Raw genomic sequence first — 21,530 nt, forward strand, 5'->3', positions numbered from 1 at the left:
ATAGGTTAACACATGGTGAGTTTGCAAGGAGAGTTTTTTGACTACCAGTGGTGTTGTAGATTTTGTAACAAATGATTTTCTAGGGTTTGCACGCTCTCCCACAATATGTTGTGAGGTAAATAAGCGGTTTTATGTGCATTGCCATAAGTTCCCTAATGAGAAATTAGGGACTTGTGGGTCTCGTCTTATGATAGGATCTTCTCGAGTTATAGATGATCTTGAGGTTAAAATAGCTGATTATCACGGAGCTCCCAATGCGTTTTTGGTAAATAGTGGCTATATGGCTAATCTTGGCCTATGTTATCATTTATCCCGATCCAATGATGTGCTTCTATGGGATGAAGAAGTACATATGTCTGTGGTACACAGTGTATCGGTAATTGCTGGACAGCACCATGCCTTTCACCATAATGATCTGGAGCACTTGGAGTCCTTATTACAGCGCTATAGAACGGGCTCAACAGGAAGAATTTTTATCTTTGTATCTTCTGTATATTCTTTTAAAGGGACTTTAGCTCCTCTTGAGGAAATAATAACACTTTCAAAAAAATATCACGCTCATCTAGTCGTAGATGAAGCCCATGCTATGGGAATTTTCGGAGAACAGGGAAAAGGGTTCTGCCATGCATTAGGTTACGAAAATTTTTATGCTGTATTGATTACCTTTGGGAAAGCTATGGGGACAATGGGAGCCTCCTTATTAACTTCATCAGAGGTGAAATATGATCTGATGTGCAACTCCCCACCTTTGCGTTATTCTACGTGTCTATCACCATATGCCTTAATTTCTATAGACACCGCTTATGACTTTCTAGCTTCTGAAGGAGAAAAAGCTCGCGAACAGCTTTTCAAGTTAAAAGAGCATTTTAGTAGGTATTTCTCCTCCCATGCTCCAGGCTGTGTCCAGCCTATATTTTTAAGGCAGACCTGTTTGGAAGAAGTAATATCAGTATTAGAAAAGGCGAATATACGTGTCGGTCTTGTGGCTTTTGCTAAATATCCTTTCTTACGTGTAAACCTACATGCCTATAATACTGTAGATGAAGTGAGCCAACTTGCCCAAATTATGAAACAGTACTTAGAAAAAAGTAGTCGTAGGGTCCACATCAATCATGAATTTCACCTTTGGCGAGAGCTTTGCCAACATTAAGGCATGGTGTAGCTTTTTATTTACAGAAATTATATGTGTACTCTTAATTAAAAATTGATAACGGAATATATCCTTAACTTTAAAGTGGCCGCAGGGAGTAACTTGCATAAGTTGACTCGTGTTTTCTAAGTGCTCTTTTAAATTTATATAAACTCGGTTTGCTTCTTTCCAGGTCTGCTTGGGACATTTCCCCATAAAAATGCAACGGACAAGGCGAACAAAGGGAGGATAATCACAAACTTCGCGACCTGAAATTTCTTGATTGTAAAATGCAGAGTAATCTTCACGCATAGCACAGTGAATAGTCGGATGATCAGGAAGAAACGATTGAATAAGGACTTCTCCTGGTAAGTAGCTACGCCCGGATCTTCCTGCTACCTGTGTGATAAGTTGGAAGACTTGCTCAGAAGCTCTGAAATCAGGGATGTATAGTCCAGAATCTCCATTTAGGATAATTGCCAAGGTCACTGCAGAGAAATGCATGCCTTTCGCGATCATCTGCGTTCCAATAAGAACATCAGCTTTTCCCGTTGCGAATTGTTTGAGCAAGGCCTCATGGCTTCCCTTCAGTTTTGTCGTGTCAGAGTCAATGCGGAGTGTACGTATCTGGGGGAAAATTTGTTGAAGTACTTTTTCTATTTTTTCTGTTCCGGAGCCCCTATATTGTAATGTCATTGTTCCAAGACATTTTGGACATGATTGTGGGAGATCTTTAGGTGAAGAGTTGCATAGATGGCAGAGAAGAACATTCGCATATTTATGGAACGTTAACACCATATCGCAGCGGGGGCATTTTAATGTGTGTTTGCATACTTTACACGAAACATTTGTATGATATCCTCGACGATTAAAGAAAACCAATACTTGCTCTCCTACTTGAAGGCGTTCATTTATTTTCTGCAATGCAGGTTGCGAAAATAATGTTTTAGCTTTTGATTTTTCTCGCTCTAAGTTCATATCGATAAGGGAAACTTTTGGAGGATAAGCAGCTCCGGCTCTCGAAGAAAGATGTGATAAGATGTACTTCCCAGATAGGGCGTTAGTATAGCTCTCTAAGCTTGGAGTCGCACTTCCTAAAATCACAGTAGCACGGTTGAGTTTTCCACGCATTACAGCAACGTCTCGAGCATGATAACAGGGAGGACTTTCTGTTTGTTTATAGGCAGGGTCATGTTCTTCATCTACAATAATTAACCCGAGATTCTTCATAGGACAGAAAAGAGCTGAGCGAGGCCCTATCAGAATGCGTAAAGATCCTTCAGAAGCTCGAAGCCACGTGCGACTTTTATCGCTATCGCTCAGCTTATGATGAAGCACACCTACTTTCTTGCCAAATCGAGCTTTAAATAGTGTGACTGTTTGTACTGTTAGAGCAATTTCTGGAACAAGAAGAATAGTACTTTTCCCTTGCTTTAACGCTTCGGTGGTTGCTCTAAGATAGATTTCTGTTTTCCCACTTCCTGTAATTCCAAAAAGTAGGTGAGTATGAAATTGTGATGTTTGTAGTGAATAAGAAATCTTATTTAAGGCCTCTTCCTGCTGAGGATGTAATTCCTTAAGCTCAGGAAGAAAAAAGGTTAAGAGGTCTTCTTGAAGTTCTAATTGTCCTGCGTCCACGATATCAACAATACCAAGCTTTTCAAGAGAATGGATGGGAGATTGTGAAACTTGAGCTTTCTCCATAAGGGAGGATAAACCTAAAGCAGATGTATTTTTTAATAAAATTTTTAATACAGATCCTTGAGAAGGATGAGTACCTTCTAGCTCCGAGAGTAGTTCCCTTACTTTTGCTTTGCTCACCTTTAAAACAACACGATACTGTTGTTTAGGTTGGATGATATTTGAGGAAATGCTAGGGAGGAATAACCTTAAAGTCTTGCCTAAAGGAGCAAAGTAGTACTGACTCATCCAGAATAGTAAGTCAAGAAGGTCTTGAGGAAGGATAATTGCTGATTCAGGAACTCCTAAAATAGGTAGAACTTGTTGACAACGCGTAGTTGCTTTTACCTGATAGACAATACCGACTTTTTTTGCTCCGCGTAGCGAGACAATAACGGAGGTTCCTTTAGTGATGTGTTCTAATTTTTCAGGAACACCATAATCGAGTACCTTATTGATATTAGAACCTACGACGACTTCGGCGTATAAGCGAAAGGTAAGCGATTCAGTATAGCCCATAGATTTCGTTTTAGCTGAGCATCTTTTTCATACTCTAGTGAAGAATAAAGTGGAAGAAAGATACATTCATTTTGTCTCAGAGATTGATGATAATCAGTTGAAGGAATTTTATAGCGGATCACATTTAAAGGAGCTAGAGCTAAAAAAAGACTAGTGCTGTTTAGGAAAATATCAGTACTAGAATGAATCAAAGTTAACTTTGTAGGAAAAAGCTGAGAGGTAAGAATTTTTGCTAGTCTATTGAAGAAAAGGACTTCTTGGTTGTTGTCTTCATAAACAAAAATAGAACAAGGAATTTTCGCAGTGGGAAGAACATAACCCTGTAACACATGATACTTTTCTTTTAAAATATGATCTTTTGAAAGGTCTGGATGAAGAGGGACACAATACCAGTCCGTGGATTTAGATTGTTCCTTACCGGGATGCATAGGTGGAGGCAATGCTATCGGAGAGGATTTTGTAGTAAGCATTTCCGGAGGCTGCTTAGAAGTAAGTTTAGGTTCCTCGGGACTTATTAGGGTATCACGAAGCTCTAAGTCTAATAGAGACGAAAGATTAGGGTAAGGCTGCTCAAAATAACGATTTAAAAGTTCACAGATCGTGTCATGAAGATTTTGAGAGTTTTCCATAACTAACGGAAGATGCTAAAGAAAGGGTTAATTTTTCGATTTCTTTTGATGGAGAAGTTCTGTATAAAGAAGAATTTCTATTCTTATTTTATCCTAAATCAGATAATAGTATCACCATACTCAGCAAACTTATACCATACGTTTTTTAAAGGATATAGTAACATGAAATTTTGGTTGCAAGGATGTGCTTTTGTCGGTTGCCTGTTATTGACTCTACCTTGTTGTGCTGCGCGAAAGCGTGCTTCTGGAGAAAATTTTCCACAAACTCGCCCTGTAGCAGTAGCAAGTATAAAATGGGAGAGTTATTCGGGGGCTCTTCAGTCTTCTAAACACGATGGCAAACCTGTGTGTCTGTTTTTCACAGGGTCAGATTGGTGTATGTGGTGCACGAAAATGCAGAAGGAAATTTTACAAACTTCTGAGTTTGCAAATTTTTCCAATAAATATCTTCATATGGTTGAAGTTGATTTTCCTCAGAAGAACAACCAGTCAGAAGAACACCGTCACCAAAATAGGGAACTGAAAGTTCAATATAAAGTTACTGGATTCCCTGAAATGGTCTTTATAAATGCAGAAGAAGAAGTACTAGCTCGTATGGGATTTGAACCTGGTGGTGCAAATTCCTATATAAAGAAGGTGAAGTCTGCTCTTAACATGCATTAATAAAAACCTTGAAGGCTCAGGTCAAGCCCGGGCCTTTTTTGTAGGACAAGATATTCATTTGTTCTAAGAGCCTTATAACATAATAATTTTGTGCATAAAAAAAACTGACTAATAAGTCTTTTAATCTTCAGCATCGAGGTATTCAGAGACAATCTTAGCAACTCTCGATAGAGCACTTGTAGAAAGAGAATCATAGTGAAGAAGCTCTTGTTCTGGTACAGGAATTTTATTACCAGGAGGCTTCTTTCTATCAGGGTCTAAAAAAGGAGCAGCGAAACAGGTTTCCTTGTTAAAAAGACCGTCTCCAATCAAGTTGTCGTTATTATCAGAGTTGTAAATGAAAATTTCTGGGCACAATAGTTTCTCGCTGTACTTCGTAGAATCGATGTTCCAACCTAGTAATTTCACGATACAGGCTAGTGGTTTATAAAATTGAAAGGCTACGTCAGCAAAGGATCGGGGACCTCGATCTTTGATAAGGATCCATTTTATCTTGTCACTGCCGTCAGTAATCTCACGATCTAAAGCTGCAGCTTGGATGCTAGTTCCCAGAGAATATCCATAAGCAATAATTTGATTAGCTTTAGGGCCTTGGTTTTCATCTCTTAGATAACGTACACATGCCTGGTAGGACTTAATTAGGTTTTCTCGTGTCACTGACCCACGACTGGACATGACGCCAGGATAATTGAACATAAGAATATTAGATCGAGTGGCTTTCGCTAGCTCGAGTACATCGGATTCTTCATTGAAGTGTTTTTCTATAGTTCCACAATTTCCTTGAGAGAAAAGAATCCATCTGTTGGGGTGAGCGTTAGGGATCTCTATAGACAAACTGTCTATAGTTAGGTCATCGTATTGCATAACAACATGCTTGAATGATGAGATTTCCTTAACGTTCAGGAGATGTTGTAGATTCGAGTTAGAGGATATTTTTATATTTTCTACAGTTTTTGGTGATAGTCTCTCAGATATAAAGCTAGCAGGGAGAATCGCAAATTGACATAATTTTTCCAGCACCCAAAATATTCCTAAAGGAATAAGTAGAATGGTACAAATAATCAATTTGACGATGTTCCAGATTATCTTTATAATCTTAAACAACCTAGGATGGTTCAAACGTCTTTCCCAAGCTATACGAGCGTTGTTTGAGGAAAACATTATTACCGGAGGCTGAGATCCGGTTATATTAATGGGATAGCTCAAGCGTGTGCGTGAGTCTGGTACATATGTCATAGGTAGATCCAAGGTTTGCAGAGAAGATTATAAATGGAGTGTTGATTTTCTCTAATACTTTTATCTCGAAAGGCTATCCAAAATTTGAAGCGACAAATGAGCTATTGTATTTGTATCGAGAGGACTCGTATGAGATAAACCTACCTCTCCTATGAAATATTTGTTTTTGGCATGTTGAGAATTTTTTATCGCATGGGCCAGAGTAAACTCTGGAGGGAAATAGTTGTCGTGCTGAATTACAGATCTGTCCAGGGGATTTGCAGGATAAATAAAAATCTCGGGACATGGAAGATTAAAGCTATTTTTTGTTGTGCTTATACCCCACCCACAAATATTTGTTATTATTTCTGCTAACTTCCCACAGTAAAGCAATGCAGCAGACGCTATAGAGAGGGGGCAGCGATCTTTGATTGCTACCCAACGGACCTCCTTATCCTCAAGCAAATTTTCATTTCGCAAAGCTTCAGATTGCACTAAGCCTCCTAAAGAATAGCCGTAGGTAATGATTTCCTTTGCTCCGCAGCCCTGTTTTGTATCTTTGAGATATTTTGCACATATATTATGAGCTGATCCCAAGGTTTTTAGGTCAACTGTTCCGGTGCTCGACATTATCTCAGGATAGTTATAAATGAGGATATTGGCATGTATTGATTTAGCTAAATCCCTCCAGGATACGAACATTTTACTATGGACTATTTCTTCCAAGCTACAGTCGTTTCCTAAGGAAATGAGTAACCATCGATCCGGTTTAGCATTTTGCAGACTTATTTCTAGAGTATCGATAAGAATATTATCTTGTTCGATAGGTGTTCTTCTAATATAGGCAACCTCAGGTTTCTTAGAATACTTTTCCAGAGCACTTAGATAATCAGCTCGTTTAAAAGCGCTAGTATCGGTTTTTTTCTTAAAAATTCTGAAAATTTTATTAGGAGCATATGGAAGCACTCTGTTTGCGCATACTGATTGAAACAACCAGTAAATTCCTAAAGGCAAGATAATCAGCCCTATTAGAATTTTAAAAATCTTAACAATAAGTTGAACAATTTCTGTAAACAGAGGATGTTTTTTTTTTAAATTGCTCAGTTGTTTAGCTCCGTGCGAGGAAAAATAGGTTGCTTTTGGAGGTGGTGAGGGATTTAAAATATCCCCGGCAAATGTATTGCTTGGAGGGGTTGTTATAGAATAAGAACTCATAAAATTTTATATTTATGCTATTTAAAAATAAATAACAAAAATTATAACTGTTTAATTATAAAATAGCTATTTTTAATTAAATCTCATGAAAAAATGAATTTTTTAAATAAAATATTTTCTTAAATACCAGGCATGTTATCTGAAAACATAGGGTTAAACCTTTACCTGTACGTTCACAAGAAGCTCTAAATATTGTAAATAATGAGATAACGCATTTTTGAAAAACGGCTGATTTTGCTTATCTTGGCATTTAATATTACGATGAAAACTTAGTTTCTATAGTAAGATCTCTAAGTTTGTTATCGGTTCTTATATCTTTGTTCACAGAGAGAAATTATTTAATAAAAGATATATGAACAGGATGGTTATGAATTGGAGGACCAAGGGAGCTAAATAAGTTTAGTTGATCAGATGAAATATCGAGATCATTGTGAGCAATTTTTATTCCAATAGGCAAGTGCTAGCGATAGAAAATAGCAAGGAAATCAGAATCTTAGGAGAAACGTTGCCTTGTAGCAAACTAGTATTTTATCACGTTAAGATTTCAAGCTCGTTTCAGCGCTTCGAAAGGTTTAACAAGTTACATAAAATTTGCGGCATAATTAAGCATCGGCTACGCTGTCTTTTGTAATAGGTTTCTTCTTGGGATTTTAGAATAGAACAGTTTTGAAGTTTTAGGTTGTAAAAACAGTATTTATACGAACACACTAGAGGAAAGAATGACGGAGAGAGCAGAATATTTAGATCATGAAGATTTTTTATATAGAAGTAATAAACTTCAGGAACTTTCTGCATTGGGCATAGAACCTTATCCTTATCACTTTCCTGGAGTTCTTTCGTGTGAAGATATAAAAAAAGATTTTGCTAATCAAGATCTAGGAAACAGTGAAGCTGCACAGAATAAATTTACACCTAAAGTCAGGCTAGCTGGGCGTTTGATTCTTTTTCGTCCTATGGGGAAAAATGCCTTTGGACAGATTTTAGACCATAATCACACCATTCAGGTGATGTTTAACCGTGAGTTTACCTCTGTAAACGGACTTGGTAAAGAAGCCGAGATCACTCCAATTAAGTTTATAGAAAAAAAGCTAGATTTAGGCGACATTCTTGGAATTGACGGCTACTTATTCTTTACGCATTCTGGCGAGCTTACTGTACTTGTTGAGGCCGTAACTTTACTTTCTAAATCTCTGCTTTCTCTCCCAGATAAGCATGCGGGCCTGAGTGATAAAGAAATCCGCTATCGCAAACGTTGGTTGGATCTAATTTCTTCAAGGGATGTCAGTAGTACTTTTGTTAAAAGAAGCTGTATTATTAAGCTGATTCGTCAGTATATGGATGCCCATGGGTTTTTAGAAGTAGAAACTCCTATACTACAAAATGTCTATGGAGGAGCAGAAGCCAGGCCTTTTACGACAACGATGGAAGCCCTACACTGCGATATGTTTTTGAGAATCTCATTAGAGATTGCTTTGAAGAAGATTTTAGTTGGAGGAACTCCGCGCATTTACGAAATTGGCAAAGTTTTTAGAAACGAGGGTATTGATAGAACCCATAATCCTGAATTCACCATGATAGAAGCATATGCTGCTTACATGGATTACTTTGAGGTTATGGCATTTGTAGAAAATCTTGTCGAGCACCTTGTGCGCGCTCTAAACAATAATAAAACATCTTTAGTCTATTCCCACTGGAAACATGGCCCTCAAGAGGTTGACTTTAAAACCCCGTGGATTCGCATGACAATGAAAGAAAGTATAGCTACCTATGGAAATATTAATGTTGATCTTCACGGAGACCGGGAGCTTAGAGAAATATTAAAAACAAAAACAAATCTTCCCATAACTACATTTGAGAAAGCTCCCAGAGGCATGTTAATAGCTTTGTTATTTGATGAGCTAGTCTCTGATAATTTAATAGCCCCTCATCACATTACAGATCATCCTGTAGAGACTACGCCTTTATGCAAGACTTTACGTTCTGGAAATTCTGCGTTTGTGGAGCGCTTCGAGAGCTTCTGTTTAGGGAAGGAGTTATGTAATGCTTATTCTGAGCTCAATGATCCTATCCGTCAAAGAGAGCTATTAGAACAGCAATATGCAAGAAAAGAACTACTTCCAGATAGCGAGTGTCATCCTATTGATGAAGAATTTTTAGAAGCGCTGTGTCAGGGAATGCCTCCTGCAGGGGGATTTGGTATAGGTATAGATAGACTTGTCATGATTCTTACAGATGCGGCATCTATTCGAGATGTATTGTATTTCCCTGTGATGCGACGTTTAGATAGTGATAAGCCCTAAAATTAAAGGGGCTTCACCCTGGGGCCTGATTTGTTATCTTCAATAATAAATCCAGCAGCGAGTATCTCATCACGTAGTGTATCTGCCATCGCCCAATTCTTAGCTTTGCGAGCGTTTTCACGTTCTCTAACGAGTTCCATCACTGTTTCAGGGATCATCGCCATTGTTCTTAAAGGAAGCACACCTAATACCTTATCGACTTTTTTAAGAGTATCTAATGAATAGAGAGAGTCTGCCTTAGAAAAAGGCTCGCGGTCTATTAAGCTGTTAATTTCGTGAACAAAATCAAAAAGAGCTGCAAATCCTATAGAGATATTTAAATCATTAGCAAGAGCTCTTGAGAAAACCTTAAGGAATTGGTCTACGGAGGTCAAGGTTTTAGGGAGAGGAGATTCTCCAGAGAGATCAACGTCTTCAAGACGGGATACAAAATCTTTCAGGCGACGTAAAGCATATCTACAAGAAAGAAGAGCTTCTTCTGTAAAGTTTAGCTGAGTACGGTAATGGCTTTGCATCAGCATATAGCGTACTTCTTGTCCGGTGAATCCTTGATTTAAAAGATCTCTTAAAGTGAAAAAATTTCCCAAGCTCTTCGACATTTTTTTCCCATCAATGAGCAGGTGTTCTGAATGTAACCAGTAACGGACAAAGGGCTTACCTGATAGCGATTCCGATTGAGCTATTTCATTTTCATGGTGAGGGAAAATATTATCCACACCTCCAGCATGGATATCTAAAGAATCCCCAAGAATTTCCATAGCCATAACGGAACATTCCAAATGCCATCCAGGTCGACCTTTCCCAAAAGGACTGTCCCAGTAAATTGTGCCATCGCGATCAGGATTGTATGTTTTCCAAAGTACAAAATCACTAGGATTTTCTTTGTCATACTCATCAGCAGATACGCGAGCACAGCAGCGTAGGCTATTTAAATCAAGATTCGATAGTTTTCCGTAGTTTGGGAAGCGATGGAGAGAGAAATATACCGATTTATCTTGGCCTATATAAGCAACCCCTTGGTTCAAAAGTTTTTCAATTGCTTGGATCATATGAGGAATGAAATGGGTTGCATACGGATAGAAGTCCGCTTTAGCAATGTTTAAAGTATTTAAATCTTCAAAAAAGGCATCGCTATAGGTTTGGGTATAGTCTTGCAGAGGCATATTTTTTTTAGTGGCTCCTGCTATTGTTTTGTCTTCTACATCAGTAATATTCATTACATGTGTTACAGAATAGCCGAAGAATAATAGAGCACGTTTGAGAATATCCTCGAAAATATATGTTCGGAAGTTTCCTATATGAGCGTGGTCATAAACCGTAGGACCGCAGGTATAGAGCCTTACCGGATTATGGCGCGGAGAGAATAGTTCTTTCTTTTGAGATGCTGTATTATAAAAATAGAGACCCTCTATATCGGGAAGTGCCATAGCTATATCACTTTTGACTTGGAAGTTTATTATTTTAGAGACAAAGAGGGCTTAGTATTAGTTTCTTCTGCCTATGCTAACAAAATAAGTTTTCTACATCCATGGTTTTCATATTTGGAAACATAGGAAAAGATAGCAAATTTATTTCTTTTCAAAAGAAATAAAAAATCGCATAAATATTCTTAGAGTTTCATATTTATTCAAGCAATAGAAGCTACATTTTTTAGTAGCGAAGTTCAACCTTTTTAAGTAGTGTTTTTTTATTTCGTTTTAATAAAAAAAAGACTATACAACAAGAGTCGCTAGAAAGATGTTCTCAAGGCATATCTGGCCCATCCTGAAAAGAAATTGCGTCCTAATCTTAGGAAAGGAGGAGGTAGCGCGTGATACTGTTACAAAATATCAAGAGACATTCCTTAAAGCAATTAAAGGTATTGGCTACTCTCTTTTTCAGTGTGAGTATGCTCACCTTAGAAGGAGCTACTAAAAACGATATAGAAAATATTGTTTGGCACCTAGATTACCAGGAAGCCTTGCAAAAAAGTAAAGAGACAGAACTTCCCTTACTTATTGTTTTCTCTGGCTCTGACTGGAATGGCCTCTCGATGAAAATTCGTAAAGAAGTTCTAGAATCCCCAGAGTTTATCCAAAGAGTCCAAGGTAAGTTTATCTGTTTACAGGTTGATTATCTTAAACATCAATCTCAAGTTGAAAGTATCCGTAAGCAAAATACAGCCTTGAAATCTAAATTCAAAATTAATGAACTTCCCAGCATCATTCTGCTCTCACATGAAGAAAGAGAAATCTACAGAATAGGTTCTTTTGGAAATGAAACTGGTGCCAATTTAGGTGATAATCTCTGTCATATCGTAGAAAGTGATTCTTTATTAAGAAATGTTTTCCCTGTTATGGCCTCCTTATCTTTATCGGAATTACAAAGGTATTATCGACTTGCTGAAGAACTTTCGCATAAAGAATTCCTAAACCATGCTCTTGAGCTTGGTGTACGCAGTGATGACTACTTTTTTTTATCTGAACAATTCCGCATGTTAGTAGAAGTAGGTAAAATGGATTCTGAAGAGTGCCAAAGAATTAAAAAACGATTGCTTAGCAAAGATCCTAAAAATGAAAAGCAAACACATTTTACTGTAGCTCTTATTGAGTTTCAAGAGTTGGCAAAGAGATCGCAGGCAGGCGTGCGCCAAGATGCTAGCCAAGTTATAGCTCCTTTAGAGAGTTATATTGCTCACTTTGGACAACAAGATAAGGATAATTTGTGGCGTATAGAAATGATGATAGCTCAGTTTTATTTAGACTCTGATCAGTGGCACAATGCTCTACAACATGCAGAGGTTGCATTTGAAGCTGCCCCTAATGAGGTGCGTTCGCACATTTCTCGTTCTTTGGAATACATTCGTCACCAGTCGTAGCCTTAATTTTCTTGAAACGACTCATTCCTTCTGGAATCTGACTTACAAAATCTTCAAGAAGCTTAAAAAAAATAGGCTGGTGCTTATGTGCCTTCGGGAAAACGACAATTTGACAGTTAGGAAGTTGATGGCGTACATGTCGAAATGCCTCGCGAACAAGACGCTTAAAATAATTTCTTTCGTGAGCCTTCCCAAATTTTTTAGATACAGTAATCCCAACCTTACAGTTCCCAGAATACCGAGAAGGGGTGACATAAAAAGTCACTTGGCTACCACGACAACAAAAACCCGAACGTGTGATATAAAGAAATTGCTTTCTTTTCAATACACGAGCATGTTTGGGTAAAGTTAATTGATGCACGAAATATTAATTATAAATCAACTAAAGCATGCCTACCGTGACGGCGACGGCGATTTAAAAGTTTTCTACCATTTCTTGTGGCCATACGAGCACGGAAACCCACAGAATTACGACGTTTTCTTTTACTAGGTTGATAAGTCCGTTTCACAATGTCTTCCTATAATTCTTAACCTCGTTCTATTCGTAATTTGTTAGTCTCACTAGAAGAGGCTTCCCCAAAATTTTAGAGGATTACATTAATAAAGATCAATAAGAAGACATCAGCTTTCTTCAAACTTATCTAAGAAATTACAATAGACGATAGTCTAATATTGTCAAAAAAGCTTCTGGGAGATTAAATTGGTTCCTTATTGTAACTTAGTATACTTCTCCTTGTTATGAGAAGTAAGGAATATTTTCATGAAAGTTAGTTCATCTGTTAAGGCTGATCCATCTAAAGGTGATAAGTTGGTTCGCCGTAAAGGTCGCCTCTATGTAATTAATAAGAAAGATCCAAATCGAAAGCAGCGTCAAGCAGGACCTGCACGTAAAAAGTAATTTAAAAAATTTAGGTAAAAACGCATGGCGAAAAAATCATCAGTAGCAAGGGAAGCTAAGCGTCGACGATTGGTAGAGGCTAATTTTAAAAAACGATCAGACCTTCGTAAGATCGTAAAAAGTTTATCTGTTAGCGAAGAAGAAAAAGAGAATGCTCGCATTGCTTTAAATAAAATGAAGCGAGATACTTCTCCTACACGCTTACATAATAGGTGCTTGTTGACAGGTCGTCCAAGGGGCTTTTTAAGAAAATTTGCTATTTCTAGAATTTGTTTTAGACAAATGGCTTCTATGGGAGAAATTCCTGGAGTTATTAAGGCTAGCTGGTAACCTATTTTCTAATCTCTGTCGAGCCTCGAATTGTTAATTTTAAAAATCATGAGAGGCTTATTTTGATGTTTTTAAGGCTTGCTGTAGTTCTGTAACGTTTTTTGTCCGTTTCCAATCCTCCATTCCCTTTTTCCAGACCCAAATTTCTTCCGGAACCGTTTTGGCTTTAGAGTGATAATCCTGATCTTTTAAAAATAAAATTAAATTTTCAAAAGATAAAGGACCTACGGTTTTTCTAGCTTTATCTAGATAAAACCATTTCTCTGTATCAATTATGACTTCTTTAAGATCTTGAGCAGAGGTTAATTTATCTTCTTCTGTCGCTTTTTCATCTTCTAGTTTTTTTTGTAGATCATCAAAAACGTAGGAATTATCAAAAGGATCCTCTCGGAGCTTGTCTGAACTATTATTCTGACGAGCAGGAAGAAGAAGAAGAATAATTAAACCAATAAACCCAAAAAATGCTCCTGCAAGAAACCAGCCGATAACATTTCGGTTTTTTTTATCAGCTATGTAGGCAGATAAACAACCCAAAATCATATAAAATAATAAAATCGAAATAGAAAGCATAGGACTTAGCATACTCACAAGATTAGTAGACCATCATTAACACTCATTATTTCCATAGTGTTACATTTCTCGCTAGAGAAATAGGGCAGGTTCATGGAGGAAAATAGGAAACCCAAAGAGTTTAACGGAAGCCCTATTCTTAAAGAAAGAGGAATGGAGTAATTAGACGAATAAAAATTAACATTGCTTTTCAACAATTTAACCAACAATACTATGCTTTTCTCTATAAAATAGAAATATAAGTAAGCCTGAAATTACAACTCTATAAATTATATACAACAACCAGAAGTAGCGTTAATGGATGTAGCATATTAACCGCTGGCATATTAAACTGTCGCTAACAATTATTATTTCGATGATGTTGTATTTTTTAAATGGGGCTCATTGGAGGAGGAAAATGGAAAAACAAAATTTAAAATTAGATATCAAGGAGATTGAGTTTCCTGAAACAGTATTCAGCCGTGATATCGAAACCCGTGTTATCCAAGTAATTATTTTGCATTGTTTAGCAAAAATTAACGGCGTTTCTCTCCTCGGAGGAAATTTAATAGACGCTCTATTTGGTAGGGATATCGAAAGAATGAAGGGAATCTATGTAGAACAAGATTCTAAGAATCATTTAGTCAAAGTTCGTGTTGAAGTGAATGTAGATTACGGTGTTTCTATACCTGAGAAGACAGAAGAAATTCAAGGCTGTATTGTTTCAGAAATCTCTGAGTACACAGGACTTCATGTTGCTGCTGTTCACATTATCATCAAAGGGTTGACCCAGCCTAAAGATCGCATTGATGAAGAAATTGAGGAAGAAATAACCGTTCAAGATCTTCCTTCTCCTGAAGATTTTTTAATGGACAATTCTGAAGTATCAACTTAGTCGAGTTTTTTCAAATCTTTTTGCAAGCCAAGAAGCGTTGTGATATCTTTCTTAGTTAACCCAGGGATAGCTTCTAGCTCTTCCTGGGAGGCTCGTTCTACCTGTTTCCAGCTTTTGAACTTTTGCAACAATCGCTTCCGCTTTACTTCTCCAATTCCAGGAATTTTTTCTTGCACAAACAAAGCTTTTCTTCTTTTTTTCCTATGTTGTCCAATTACAAAGCGATGAGCTTCATCACGGAGAATTTGGAAAAATTGTAATAACTTAGAAGTAGGAGGCAATGAGAGACCATTTGGGAAAGTCTCACAGAAGATCTTCTCTTTATTTAAACTTCGGCTATGACTACTTCCTTCTTTTGCTATAGCAATGACTTGGATACCAGTAAGATTTAACTTGAGTAGTATTTTTTTTGCTTTGTTGTAATGAGTCTTTCCCCCGTCAATCATAATCATATCAGGAAGAACAGAGGTTAATGACTCCAACCTTCTTGTTAAAACCTCTTCTAGTAGTGCTAGGTCATTTTTAGTTTCACTACTATGGATAGAGAAGGTGCGGTAATGTTTAGGCTCGAACTGATTATTTTCAAATACAATATATGCTCCAGTAGCATAGGATCCTTGCATATGGGCATTATCATAACATTCTATACGATAAGGATATTGTGATGTCTGCAGTACTTTTTGCAATTCCTGATAGGGAAGATTTGATGTAAGGATTTTAGTTCCAGAAAATGCCTTTGCATTGCGATGAGCAAGATCTAGGAGTTCTTTTCCGTAACCCATTTTAGGGGAGCATAGGCGAGGAGGAGAGGCTAAACTTAATAAGGAAGGAAGACTTGAAAATTCTAGACGAACAGGTGTCAGAATTTCTTTAGGAAGATAGGGTTGGTTAGCATAGAACTGTAAAATAAAAGAAGAAAGAAGATCTTGATCTTCTTGAGCATTTTTAAGAAAAGAGAAATGGCGTGCCCCAAGAAGTTTCCCTGAACGTACAGTAAGAATTGTAAGAATAGTCAGTTCCTCATTCCTATAAAGACCTAGTACATCGATATTTTGAAAATGAAATTTCTCAACATGTTGCTTCGCCATAGCATGTTTAATTAATGACAAAGTACGATAGTGGATAGCAGCCTGCTCAAATTCTAAGTTTTCCGAAGCTTTTTGCACAGCTTGCTCTAAGTCCTGAACAACTTCTTTGATTTTTCCTTTGAGAAAGAGAATCGCTTTTTCTAAGACTGTTTGGTATTCTTCGCTTGAGCAGCGACCGACACAAGGAGCTAGACAGCGTTTCATGTCATAAAGAATACATGGTCGTTTTCTTAAGATAAATTCTCGATCTGAGCATGTTCTAAGAGGAAACCATTGGCTGATGACCTCTAAGAGTGTATGACATGCCTCAGCACTTACATAAGGACCAAAAATCAATTGCTGCTTTGATGAGGTAATTCCCTTGGTGCGGATAGCTTCCACTTTTGGCCAGGAATGCGTAAGAGCAATCGCAAGGCAGAAAAAGGTTTTATCATCCTTCAGTAAGACATTATATTTGGGATGGTACTGCTTGATCAGATTGTTTTCTAAAAGCAAGGCTTCAGTTTCATTTGATACTACGATAGTTTCAATAATTTTAGTCTTTTTCATAAGAAATGGGATGCGTTTCCGGGAGTCGCCCTTCTCGTGAAAATAGGATGCTAAGCGAGCTTTGAGATTTTTAGCCTTCCCAATATAGAGAACTTGACCTTGCATGTCCTTCATTAAGTAGACTCCAGGAGAAGAGGGAACGAGTTTGAGAGAGAAATCCTCAATACGCATAACTAGAACAATGTAAGTTGTTTCATCTTGTTTTCAGTAGGACGTGTGATGGGTTCAGGGCCTTCTAGTTCTCTTAAGATCTGCTGAGCTCTCGATATCACACAAAGGGGAAAGCCAGCAAGTCTTGCGACATGAATGCCAAAGCTTTTTTGTGAGTGTCCTTTGAGAATCTCATATAAGAAAACAGGTTGCCCCATTTTGTCTTTAACTCCAGCATGAAAATTTTCTACATGGGGACAGTGATCTTCTAAAGTAGTCAATTCCTTATAATGAGTTGCAAAGAGTGTCTTTGCTTTCTTTTTATCAGTGAATAGAAGATATTCAACAACAGCTTGAGCAATCGCAAGGCCGTCATAGGTACTTGTGCCTCTGCCTATCTCATCTAAGATGACCAGCGATCGATCTGTAGCGTTATGAAGGATATTGGCAGTTTCTGCCATTTCCACCATGAATGTAGACATACCTTTTGAAAGGTTATCTCCAGCGCCTATTCTAGTAAAAATTTTATCGACAACTCCAATATGGGCAGATTTGGCAGGGATATAAGATCCCATCTGAGCCATGATCACTAAAAGAGCTACCTGACGAATATACGTCGATTTCCCTGCCATATTAGGCCCTGTAAGTAAGATCATCTGAGTTTGCGAGTTGTGCATCTCAGTATCATTAGGAATAAATTTCCCAGTGTCTAATAGAGTTTTCACTACGGGATGGCAACCACGATAAATGGATAAGGCGTCACTCGCATCCACACGAGGTCGACAATAGCCTTGGGTATCTGCTAGTTCTGCAAGAGAGATTATGTAGTCTATATCTGCAAGGCTTTGAGAGAGTGTAGCGATCTCTGGAGCTAATTGTAAAATTTGTGAGCAGAGATCTTTGAAGAGCTGAGTTTCCAAAGCTTGCAGTTTATCAGAGATATTGAACATATCATCTTGGAATTGTTGCAATTCAACAGTAGTGAATCTCTCTGCATGTAGTCGTGATTGCCGACGAATAAAGTTTTTAGGCAACTGAGGAGCAAACTCACTGCTAACCTCAATATAATATCCTAAAGCCTGAGCAAAGCATACTTTCAGTTTTTTGATTCCTGTTTCTTTACGAATGCGTTCTTGGTATTCCCAAAGCCATTCTTGGGAATGCTCTTGGTTGTAGCGTAAACGCTTTAGGTCATTGTGGAAATCATCAACAAAAATATTGCCTTCAGAAACACGGAGAGGAAGATCACCGTTTAATGCTTTTGAGAGCAATTCAATTAAATTGGATAACTTCTTATCCAAGGAGGCTTTATTTAAAAAAAAATCTGGCAGACTAGAGTCTCCTAGTTGTTCGGAAATGCAAGTTCCAGCAGAAAAGGAATCCCTGAGCATGCCGATATCTCTAGGTCCTGCCCATCCTGTAGTTACTTTAGTCATGAGACGTTCAATATCACGCACTTGACAAAGATAGGTTTTTATGTTTTTTCTCAATGTCGCTTGTCGAAGAAAAAATTCTACAGCATCTTGACGTAAGAGAATCTCTTTAGGATTGTAGAAAGGACTGAGTAAAATTTGACGTAAAAGTCTTCCTCCCATAGGTGTACTGGTATGGTCCATGATATGCAAGAGAGAGCTTTTCTCCTGAGGATTATTAAGCGGGACTAGAAGTTCTAGGTTAACTTGAGATGATGTATCTATTAATAATTTTTGTTCTTTTCCACGAGTTTTCGGAATGGCAATATGTTTTGTAGGTAGTAAAAGCTTATCTTGGATGTAAGAGAGAAGACCTCCTGCAGCATTAATGGCTGGAACTAACCCCTTAAGGCCAAAACCATCCAAAGAGGCTACTTGAAAATGAGTTGTAAGTTTCTGAGAAGCAAACTTGTGTTCAAAAGCCCAATCTGCGTATGTTGATAGGGTAAGCCTTAGACTTTGTTGTAATTTCTGTACTACAGAAATTTCTTTGTTATAAAATTTGTTGCAGGCAAGGACTTCTGAGGGGGACAAACGACAGATCTCGTCAACAAGTTCCTTGGTGTTTTCGCATTCTTGGATAAGAAACGATCCCGTAGAAAGATCTAAACAGGCGAAGCCGAATAGAGATCCTACGCGATTGATAGCAACAATATAGTTATTAGATTTTTCATGAAGTAGGGTCGATGAAAGTAAAGTCCCAGGGGTCACAAATCTTTGAATATCTCGAGCCAACGGACCTATTTTTTTACCATCATTCTGTTCTAAACGCTCATCGAGCTGTTCAGCAATAGCGACTTTAAACCCTTTGCTAATGAGGCGATCAACATAGGTATCCACTGTTGAGTAAGGGATTCCGCTCATAGGAATGCCTTGCCTTTGTGTTAACGTAAGTTCCAAATGTTGAGATAAAAGAACAGCATCATCATAGAAAGCTTCATAAAAGTCTCCCATGCGAAATAAAAGGACTGACTCTTCAGCTTTTTTTTTACACTGGTGCCACTGTTCCATCATAGGGGTAGGTTTTTTTGCTGTCATAATTTATTCGCAACGTACGTTAATTGTTTCTGTATTATCATTAGGATTTAAATTGCATTTAGCTAACTTATTACCGGGACTTTGTGCCAAGGGCTTCTAGGAATACAGGAAAGTAGAATTCTCAAAAGAGTCTCTAAAATTCCTGAGAGACAGCCTCAGTTTTACATCTAGAGTAGGGATTAGGAATGCCGAATTTAAGGCTGAACCCCTTTAAGAAAGATAAACATGACGGAGTATTAATTCCAAGTCAATTTTCGGCAATGATGTCCTGCTTTGTAAGCTATAAATAAAAAAATTCTTTTGCATAACAATTGCCGAATAAAAAAAATGCATCTAAAAGAAAAAGCTGCATTAGACAAAATACAGAAGTAAATCAATAATCAGGGGAAAATCTGTAAGTGAAAACTGCAGCGTAACCAAGTCACATACTGCATGTATACCGAAGATAGCTTAGATAATCTGAGACACAGTATAGATATTGTGGAGGTTCTTTCAGAACATATCCACTTGAAGCGAGTAGGTGCAACATACAAGGCGTGTTGTCCTTTTCATACAGAAAAGACACCTTCGTTCATTGTCAACCCTACAGGAGCTCATTACCATTGCTTTGGGTGTGGAGCCCATGGAGATGCAATTGCCTTTTTAATGCAGCATTTAGGGTATTCTTTTACAGAATCTGTTCTGATATTAGCTAAAAAATTTCAAGTGGACCTGGTTCTTCAGCCAAAAGATTCTGGATTTACTCCTCCTTCTCAGGGATTTAAGGAAGAATTACGTCAAATCAACAGAGAAGCTGAAACCTTTTTTCGCTATTGTTTGTATCATCTTCCTGAAGGGAGACATGCTTTGCAGTATTTATATCAACGAGGATTTTCCCCGGATACTATAGATCGATTTCATTTAGGATATGGACCCGAACAGTCTCTTTTTGTCCAAGCAATGCAAGAAAGGAAAATCTCTCAAGAACAATTAGATACGGCAGGGTTTTTCGGTAATAAATGGTTTTTGTTTTCCCGAAGAATTGTCTTTCCTGTCTATGATGCTTTAGGACATACTATTGGATTTTCTTCTAGGAGGTTCCTAGAGAACTCTCACGGAGGAAAATATGTGAATACCCCAGAAACCGCTCTATTCAAAAAATCTAGGATTCTTTTCGGATTGAACTTTTCTCGTAGAAGAATAGTAAAAGAAAAGAAGGTAATCTTAGTAGAAGGACAAGCCGATTGCCTACAAATGATAGACTTTGGGTTTAATTGTACAGTAGCCGCTCAAGGAACAGCATTCACTGAAGAACATGCTAAAGAGTTGGGTAAATTAGGTGTATTAAAAATTTTCTTACTATTTGATGGTGATGAAGCAGGAAACAAAGCAGCACTACGTGTTGGCGATCTTTGTCAAACTGCTGGAATGTCAGTATTTGTATCTAAGCTACCTGAGGGCCATGACCCCGACTCCTTCCTTATGCAAAGAGGAAGCTCCGCACTTATGAATCTGCTAGAACAAAGTGAAGACTACCTTACGTTTTTGATCAGTGAAAAAATTAGTTCCTACTCTAAATTTGGTCCAAGAGAAAAAGCCCTTGTAGTTGAAGAAACTATTCGTCAGATCAAACGCTGGGGTAGCCCTGTTCTTATCTATGAACATTTAAGGCAGCTAGCCTCTTTGATGACAATTCCTGAAGATATGGTATTGTTGTTAGCAAACCCTGAGGGGAAAATCACAACAAAGCAAATTTCAACAAAACAAAAAGTTCCTAAAATTGACCCAGATACTGTCATAGAAACAGATGTGTTACGATGTATGCTCTTTTCTGGATCAAACAGAAAAATTCTTTATACTGCACAATATTACCTTGTTTCTGGCGATTTTAAACATTCTGAATGCCAACAGTTATTTGCCTTCATGATTTCTTATTATGAGCAGTATCAGAAAAATGTTCCTATTGATGAGGCTCTTCGATTGCTTTCTGACTCTGTAATACTTCAACTATTAACAAAACGTCGCTTAAATACAGAAGTCTTAGATACGGTTTTTGTGCAGGCTCTGCAGAAAATGGCGGATAGGAAGTGGAAAGAACACTGCCAACCCCTGTCTTATAGCCATGATGTTCAAAATAAAAAACTTGAAATTTTGGAAGATTATGTCCAGTTGCGTAAGGATAGAAGAAGGATTATATTGTTAGATCCTGAAAAAACGGTACTTTCCTAAGTGATACTTTCCTTTGTAAAGAATTTTTAATTTTCTTCTATAAGACGCCTTTTCAATTCAACTCCCTTTCACAATCTAAAAAGCAACAAGATTAGTTAATTTTAAATATATGTTTTATAATTCATTGAAAAATTAATGAATTTAAT

The 21,530-nt window shown here is 37.6% G+C and carries 18 protein-coding genes; 8 read left to right on the forward strand and 10 right to left on the reverse strand.

Features of this window, described 5'->3' with window-relative positions:
• Positions 1-37: 37 nt before the first annotated feature.
• The gene (locus C834KP_RS04475) at positions 38-1,150 is read left to right on the forward strand and encodes an aminotransferase class I/II-fold pyridoxal phosphate-dependent enzyme (RefSeq protein ID WP_108896968.1); all 1,113 of its coding nucleotides are present in this window, start codon (positions 38-40) and stop codon (positions 1,148-1,150) included.
• On the opposite strand, the gene priA is transcribed toward C834KP_RS04475, so the two are convergent.
• Both priA and C834KP_RS04485 read right to left on the reverse strand, forming a co-directional pair.
• Positions 1,079-3,328, reverse strand: a complete 2,250-nt coding sequence (priA, locus tag C834KP_RS04480) for a primosomal protein N' (RefSeq protein WP_108896969.1) — start codon at positions 3,326-3,328, stop codon at positions 1,079-1,081. The genes C834KP_RS04475 and priA overlap by 72 nt on opposite strands.
• Positions 3,277-3,957, reverse strand: coding sequence for a hypothetical protein (locus C834KP_RS04485; RefSeq protein WP_108896970.1), 681 nt, complete (start codon positions 3,955-3,957; stop codon positions 3,277-3,279). The genes priA and C834KP_RS04485 overlap by 52 nt, the downstream gene beginning before the upstream one ends.
• Before the next feature lie 162 nt (positions 3,958-4,119).
• Here C834KP_RS04485 and dsbH point away from each other — a divergent pair, with 162 nt between their 5' ends.
• Complete coding sequence (gene dsbH, locus C834KP_RS04490) at positions 4,120-4,620, forward strand: disulfide reductase DsbH (protein ID WP_108896971.1); 501 nt, start codon at positions 4,120-4,122, stop codon at positions 4,618-4,620.
• A gap of 120 nt (positions 4,621-4,740) precedes the next feature.
• Here the strand turns inward: dsbH and C834KP_RS04495 are convergent, their stop codons facing one another.
• The gene (locus C834KP_RS04495; RefSeq protein WP_108896972.1) at positions 4,741-5,856 is read right to left on the reverse strand and encodes a CPn0927/CPn0928 family alpha/beta hydrolase fold protein; all 1,116 of its coding nucleotides are present in this window, start codon (positions 5,854-5,856) and stop codon (positions 4,741-4,743) included.
• A gap of 60 nt (positions 5,857-5,916) precedes the next feature.
• Complete coding sequence (locus tag C834KP_RS04500) at positions 5,917-7,050, reverse strand: CPn0927/CPn0928 family alpha/beta hydrolase fold protein (RefSeq protein WP_108896973.1); 1,134 nt, start codon at positions 7,048-7,050, stop codon at positions 5,917-5,919.
• 719 nt (positions 7,051-7,769) lie between these two features.
• On the opposite strand from C834KP_RS04500, the gene lysS reads away from it, so the two are divergent.
• Positions 7,770-9,350, forward strand: a complete 1,581-nt coding sequence (lysS, locus tag C834KP_RS04505; protein WP_108896974.1) for a lysine--tRNA ligase — start codon at positions 7,770-7,772, stop codon at positions 9,348-9,350.
• Between the two features lie 2 nt (positions 9,351-9,352).
• On the opposite strand, the gene cysS is transcribed toward lysS, so the two are convergent.
• Positions 9,353-10,777, reverse strand: a complete 1,425-nt coding sequence (gene cysS, locus C834KP_RS04510; protein ID WP_108896975.1) for a cysteine--tRNA ligase — start codon at positions 10,775-10,777, stop codon at positions 9,353-9,355.
• 383 nt (positions 10,778-11,160) lie between these two features.
• Here cysS and C834KP_RS04515 point away from each other — a divergent pair, with 383 nt between their 5' ends.
• On the forward strand, positions 11,161-12,207 hold the full coding sequence (locus C834KP_RS04515; RefSeq protein WP_108896976.1) for a thioredoxin family protein: 1,047 nt from the start codon (positions 11,161-11,163) through the stop codon (positions 12,205-12,207).
• Here the strand turns inward: C834KP_RS04515 and rnpA are convergent.
• Entirely contained in the window at positions 12,149-12,568 is a 420-nt protein-coding gene (rnpA, locus tag C834KP_RS04520) for a ribonuclease P protein component (protein WP_108896977.1), read from the reverse strand. The genes C834KP_RS04515 and rnpA overlap by 59 nt on opposite strands.
• 10 nt (positions 12,569-12,578) lie before the next feature.
• Positions 12,579-12,716, reverse strand: a complete 138-nt coding sequence (gene rpmH, locus C834KP_RS04525; RefSeq protein WP_100934197.1) for a 50S ribosomal protein L34 — start codon at positions 12,714-12,716, stop codon at positions 12,579-12,581.
• A 251-nt stretch (positions 12,717-12,967) separates the two neighbouring features.
• Here rpmH and rpmJ point away from each other — a divergent pair, with 251 nt between their 5' ends.
• Together rpmJ and rpsN are read left to right on the forward strand one after the other, a co-directional pair.
• On the forward strand, positions 12,968-13,105 hold the full coding sequence (gene rpmJ / locus C834KP_RS04530) for a 50S ribosomal protein L36 (RefSeq protein ID WP_010883571.1): 138 nt from the start codon (positions 12,968-12,970) through the stop codon (positions 13,103-13,105).
• Positions 13,106-13,129: 24 nt separating this feature from the next.
• The gene (gene rpsN / locus C834KP_RS04535) at positions 13,130-13,435 is read left to right on the forward strand and encodes a 30S ribosomal protein S14 (RefSeq protein WP_108896978.1); all 306 of its coding nucleotides are present in this window, start codon (positions 13,130-13,132) and stop codon (positions 13,433-13,435) included.
• 57 nt (positions 13,436-13,492) lie between these two features.
• Here the strand turns inward: rpsN and C834KP_RS04540 are convergent, their stop codons facing one another.
• On the reverse strand, positions 13,493-14,017 hold the full coding sequence (locus C834KP_RS04540; RefSeq protein WP_108896979.1) for a DUF4339 domain-containing protein: 525 nt from the start codon (positions 14,015-14,017) through the stop codon (positions 13,493-13,495).
• A 385-nt stretch (positions 14,018-14,402) separates the two neighbouring features.
• On the opposite strand from C834KP_RS04540, the gene C834KP_RS04545 reads away from it, so the two are divergent.
• Positions 14,403-14,879: an Asp23/Gls24 family envelope stress response protein gene (locus C834KP_RS04545; RefSeq protein ID WP_108896980.1), complete on the forward strand. Its 477-nt coding sequence runs from the start codon at positions 14,403-14,405 to the stop codon at positions 14,877-14,879.
• On the opposite strand, the gene uvrC is transcribed toward C834KP_RS04545, so the two are convergent.
• Positions 14,876-16,687, reverse strand: coding sequence for an excinuclease ABC subunit UvrC (uvrC, locus tag C834KP_RS04550; RefSeq protein WP_108896981.1), 1,812 nt, complete (start codon positions 16,685-16,687; stop codon positions 14,876-14,878). The two genes, C834KP_RS04545 and uvrC, sit on opposite strands and share 4 nt — an antisense overlap.
• 2 nt (positions 16,688-16,689) lie before the next feature.
• Complete coding sequence (gene mutS, locus C834KP_RS04555; RefSeq protein ID WP_108896982.1) at positions 16,690-19,176, reverse strand: DNA mismatch repair protein MutS; 2,487 nt, start codon at positions 19,174-19,176, stop codon at positions 16,690-16,692.
• Between the two features lie 432 nt (positions 19,177-19,608).
• On the opposite strand from mutS, the gene dnaG reads away from it, so the two are divergent.
• Positions 19,609-21,384, forward strand: coding sequence for a DNA primase (gene dnaG / locus C834KP_RS04560; protein WP_108896983.1), 1,776 nt, complete (start codon positions 19,609-19,611; stop codon positions 21,382-21,384).
• Positions 21,385-21,530: the final 146 nt, after the last annotated feature.

It is taken from the genome of Chlamydia serpentis (assembly GCF_900239945.1).
Taxonomy (GTDB): domain Bacteria; phylum Chlamydiota; class Chlamydiia; order Chlamydiales; family Chlamydiaceae; genus Chlamydia; species Chlamydia serpentis.